Source organism: Streptomyces sp. NPDC000941 (assembly GCF_053599555.1).
This window is the reverse complement of the sequence record NZ_JBSFMM010000428.1, coordinates 1-4319: the sequence shown is the minus strand read 5'-3', so window position 1 is coordinate 4319 and position 4319 is coordinate 1. Positions and strand designations below refer to the sequence as shown.

Annotated in this window: 3 protein-coding genes and 1 pseudogene; all 4 read right to left on the bottom strand. The window is 64.9% G+C overall.

Annotation, left to right across the window (positions count from 1 at the left end):
• Positions 1–20: 20 nt before the first annotated feature.
• Positions 21–1787: a reverse transcriptase domain-containing protein gene (locus ACWDSL_RS52180; RefSeq protein WP_450496664.1), complete on the bottom strand. Its 1767-nt coding sequence runs from the start codon at positions 1785–1787 to the stop codon at positions 21–23.
• A 540-nt stretch (positions 1788–2327) separates the two neighbouring features.
• Positions 2328–3013, bottom strand: a pseudogene (locus tag ACWDSL_RS52175) (IS5 family transposase); the annotation flags it as partial.
• A 718-nt stretch (positions 3014–3731) separates the two neighbouring features.
• Positions 3732–3947 (bottom strand): hypothetical protein, encoded by a 216-nt coding sequence (locus ACWDSL_RS52170; RefSeq protein WP_385626551.1) that lies wholly within the window; start codon positions 3945–3947, stop codon positions 3732–3734.
• Between the two features lie 120 nt (positions 3948–4067).
• The coding region (locus tag ACWDSL_RS52165) for a hypothetical protein (RefSeq protein ID WP_450496662.1) at positions 4068–4319 on the bottom strand (252 nt) is incomplete at its 5' end.

The following is a 4319-nucleotide window of genomic DNA, read 5'->3' as shown; positions in this document are numbered from 1 at the left end:
GGCCAGATCAGCCCGATCACCTACGAACAGCGATCAACTAATAAGCTGGCCACCGCCGCATGACAACCGGTGTCCACAATCATGGGGAAGCCCCCCATGACGCGCGCCCAGTCGGAAGGCTGCCATCCGGCATGTGCGAGGTCGGCGAGAGCGCGGACGTGGTGCACTTGCACGTTGCCCTTGCTTCCGCAGATCTCGCAGGTATCCGCCAGGAGTCTCGCGATGAGTTCCTTTTGCGGGTAGTCCACCCGGACCGGCTCACGATCAGCGAGTTCTGCCGCTCGCTGTCGTTGGAGCGGAATCCCGCCGAACCGCGCGACCAGTGGTTTCCTGTTCTTCCGCTCGATGCGGGCCTCGAAACAGACGCGGGGCCCGTTTGGGGTGTCGATTCTGGCCTTGTGCCTGGCGGCCATTTTCGGCACCGATGAACGGTGCTTGGCCGCAAGAGTCTTGAGCATGGATGTCTCCATGACCCATTGCAGCCGGTGCAGCCGGAAGACGTCTCCGGCAAGCAGGTAGTACTGGACCACGCCCCGATAGACGGCACCGAAGGTTGCAACGATCGCATGATCGCTGCTGTTGATCAGAGCCTTTCTCTTCGCGGGTTTGCCGCGGGCGAGATAGGGGGCGCACTTGGCTTTGATCACGTCCCGGGGGACGCGCAAGGAGATCTGGCCGTTGACCCGTCGGTAACGGCCAGTCTTCTTCGTGTCGTTGTGCTGGATCGTGATCTCGTAGCCGAGGAACCTCGCTGCCCGGGTACGGGCGTGAGTGATCAGCGTCTTGTCCTGGGACAGTTCCAGATTGAGTTCATCACGTAGGAACTGGGCCAGGCGTTGCTTGATCTGCTCGGCCTCGACTTTCGGTCCGGCAAAACCCAGGAGATGATCGTCTGCGTAGCGGACATAGCGCAGCCTGCGGTATCCCGGATCGTTCGGATCCGAGCTCGGCAGGCTGACCATCCGCTGACGCAGCACCCGAGCCTGGGCCCGGTCGCCGCGCCGTCGGGCCTTTGCCAGCAGATTCTGCAACTCCAGATACGCCGGGTTGCGGGTCCGGCGGTCTCCTCGGGTGTACTCCGGAATCAGAACTGTTTCGACGAACTCGTCCAGCTTGTGCAGGTAGATGTTGGACAGGATCGGGGAGGCCACTCCGCCTTGCGGCGCTCCGGAAAGTGTGGCGCCCCACCTCCAGTCCTCAAGGTATCCGGCTGTCAGCATGTGGCGCACCAGCCGCAGAAACCGCTGGTCATGGATCTTCTCGCCGAGGATCGACAGCAGGACCCCGTGGTCCAGGCTGCCGAAGCAGTCGGCGATGTCCCCTTCGATGAACCAGGAACTCCCGGTCCAGGTGTGGTCCACCTCCCGCAGTGCGGTGTGGCAGCCCCGACGGGGACGAAATCCATGCGAGCGGTCGGAGAACGTCGGCTCGTAATACGCCTCAAGTAACAGGCGGACCACTTCACCGACGAGCTTGTCCGACCAGGTCGGCAGCCCCAGCGGACGTGTCTTCCCGTTCTTCTTCGGGATATCGACGCGCCGGACCGGACGGAAGCGGTAGCGCTCGTAACGCATCGCTTCAATGATCCGGTCGATCTTTCGCTGGGACATACCGTCCACGGTTTCCGGTGTGACCCCGGGCGTCATCGCACCGTGGTTGGCGTAGATACGCCCGTAGGCCAGCAGATACAACTGCGGGTTGAACAGCTGTCGATACAGTTCATCGCACGGCAGGCCGCGCCTGCCGCGTCCACGCAGGACACCCAGCACCGTTTTGGCGCTCTGCATTCCGCATACCTCCCGAGTCTCGGGTGTCCGAATCACCTGGCCCCCTTCGCCCGATGCGGACGGCTTTCCCGTCCTCCCTGGCCGGGCGTTAATCCGGCGACTACTACGGGGCCTCCGTCGCCATAGGATTCTCATCCCGTAGGCGATCCCACGTTCGTCTCTGTCTGTACGTTCTAGCGCGACACAGGCGTCCCACTCATCTCCTTGAATGTCCTCGTTGGACATCGCCCCGCGCACCGGAAGTTGCCCCGGCCGCACCATACGAAGCCAAAGCAGAGCGCGGCGCCGGTTGCAGCTGCCTTTCCGACGGATGGGAACTTGCATCTTCTGGAGATTGGGCTTCAAACAATCCAGTCTTCGCCATATCGCGCGGGCCACCCCGTGCACCGTGCCTGACAACTGACCCCGGTCACTGGTTTTCTGACATGCTCTTGTCCCCTTCACCTTTCGGATCCAGGTAAGTCATCGGGCCCAGGAACCTCCTCCCGAGTTCCTCCCGGCTGAACCGGGGATACAAACAGAGCGCCTCGTGGCGCACAAAGTCCTCTCCACGACGCAGCGGTAGGTGCCCAGGCCGGTGCCGTGCAGGGTGCCGCGGCGGGCAATCGCGGGCACGATGCCGCGGGCGCGGACCTGGTCGCGGTAGATGTCGTGGTCGTAGCCGCGGTCGGCGTACAGCGAGACGGGCTTGCGGCGGGGGCGACCGACTCGGCCGCGGACCGGCGGGATCGCGTCGAGCAGGGGCAGGAGTTGGGTGACGTCGTTGCGGTTGCCGCCGGTCAGCAGGACGGCGAGCGGGGTGCCGTGCCCGTCGGTGATCAGATGGTGCTTCGAGCCGGCCCGGCCCCGGTCGACCGGCGACGGGCCTGTGTGCTGCCCCCTTTTAACGCCCGGACGTGCGAGGAGTCGACCACGCAACGGGACCAGTCCAGCCGCGACGCCGCATTCAGTTCGGCCAGCAGGACCTCGTGCAGCCGCTGCCACACGTCCGCCTCGTTCCAGTCCCGCAGCCTGCGCCAGCACGTCATGCCCGAGCCGAAGCCGAGGTCCTGCGGCAGGTACTCCCACTGGATCCCGGTGTGCAGCACGTAGAGGATGCCGCACAGCACGTCCCGGTCCGGCAACGGCTTGCGACCCGGATACCGGAACCTGCGCTCACGCTGCGGCAGCAGCGGCTCCAAGTGATTCCACAGCTCATCCGACACGATCCACGGCGACGTTCCCACACCCGACCGAACGCTCAACTCCCGCCCCGGACACGGCGATCAGCGCCGATCCACCTCATTGTGTTAGCCCCTATTAGGTGGCGCCGGAGTCCCCCTGGCTTGCCACGCTCGCCGACCGCTCTTGGGGGGTGACCTCCCCTGGCCACGCCCTGAGCTGGTCGAACGTTTCCTTCCGGCGCCTCCAGGCCCTCACCACACACCGGCGCGAGCAGTAGACGGCGTTCGAGCGCCGGTCGACGCCGGCCACCCAGCGGGCCCGCACTCGGGACACTCGACCTCGCCCCCCACCGCCCTGCACGGCCGCCAGGCGCTTGCGCAACCGGCGTTCCGTACGCCACTGCCTGGCACGACACACTGCGGAACAGAACAAGGCGTCACGCCGCGAACCTGGCCTCAGCCGGCCGTCGCAAGCCCGACAGTTCCTCTCCCCGCCCTGGCCCATTGCCCTTGGACACCACGCCAACGTAGAACTCAAGGTCACTCAGATCCGGGGATCAGAGACACGTACTTACCTTGACTCTGAAGCTCCTATATAGATCGTCAAGCGGCTGGAGATGTCGATAGTGTGCTGCTGAAGGCGCTGGTGAGGTGGTGATAGACCTCTCGCGCGACGAAGCGCTTGAGGCATCTGAAGATGTCCTTGGTCTTGAGCCCTTCGAGGGTGCGTCGTGCGACGTAGTCGCGGGTGCGGGGCGAGCACTGTCAGGCAGCTGGTGTTTCACCGCCTCGTGATGGCGAACCCGAGCCCGGTCACCAGCACTGCGGCAGCTGTCAAACCGACTCCCAGCGGCGCAGCGAGTGCCGGGTGCTGGTAGGTGACGTAGACCAGAGCCGTGGCGACAATCAGGATCACTGCCAGGGCAAGCAACAACAAGTACACCCGTATGTCGTGATCCCGATCATCACGGTGCTGGGTGTCCGGGTCAGTGGTCATTCGGACCCTCCTTCGGGTTCAGGCATGCGGGAAGCGCCATGCGGCATGGGGGTGAAGCGCGGTTCGGGTCGGGACGAAAAGGAGTCAGTCACGGCAACCTCCTCAGAGATCGAACTTCGCCTATGCGATGTCAGCTGGTTTGTGTCGGTGTTCCCCCGACCGGCCGAGCGCCTGGTGCGCAAGCACGCGCGCGTGGAACGTCCGCGCGCCCTCCAGGTAGGGACCGGAGAGCGCCTGGTAGACCTGCTCCTGTACGCGCATGTAGGGCAGCAGCCGCTCGGTCTCGGGAAGGTCGGGCAGCGCCTCCGAGGGGTGGTTGAGCGCGTCCCGCAGTACGTGCAGGGGTTTCCAGCGGCGGCCGAGCCGGTCCAG